The organism is Shewanella sp. 8A, assembly GCF_023475945.1.
In the GTDB taxonomy this organism is placed as follows: domain Bacteria; phylum Pseudomonadota; class Gammaproteobacteria; order Enterobacterales; family Shewanellaceae; genus Shewanella; species Shewanella xiamenensis.
In genome coordinates this window covers 1-322 of the sequence record NZ_JAMDJP010000114.1, presented here as the reverse complement: position 1 = coordinate 322, position 322 = coordinate 1, and the positions used below count along the sequence as shown (strand labels likewise).

Annotated in this window: 1 protein-coding gene; it reads left to right on the top strand. The window is 47.5% G+C overall.

Going from position 1 to position 322, the window contains the following annotated elements:
- Positions 1-322, top strand: a 322-nt coding sequence (locus M0413_RS22790; RefSeq protein ID WP_249555762.1) for a DDE-type integrase/transposase/recombinase, incomplete at both ends; no start/stop codon positions are given.

The window sequence follows — 322 nt, the reverse complement described above, 5'->3', positions numbered from 1 at the left end:
CAGCGATATCACCTATCTTGAGTCAGACCAAGGTGTGCACTACCTGTCACTGGTCACCGATGCGAGTTCGCGTAAGATAGTCGGTCATCACGTGAGTAAAGACATGAAAGCGGAGAGTGTGGTGAAAGCGTTAAAAATGGCCATCAAAGATAAGCGCTATATCGGCAACGCAGTGCATCACTCAGACAGAGGCTTACAATACTGCTCAGCAGTTTATCAGAATGCGCTTCAGGCGAGCCAAATCCAGCCGTCAATGACGGATGGTTATGATTGCTACCAAAATGCATTAGCAGAAAGAGTGAATGGCATACTGAAGCAGGAG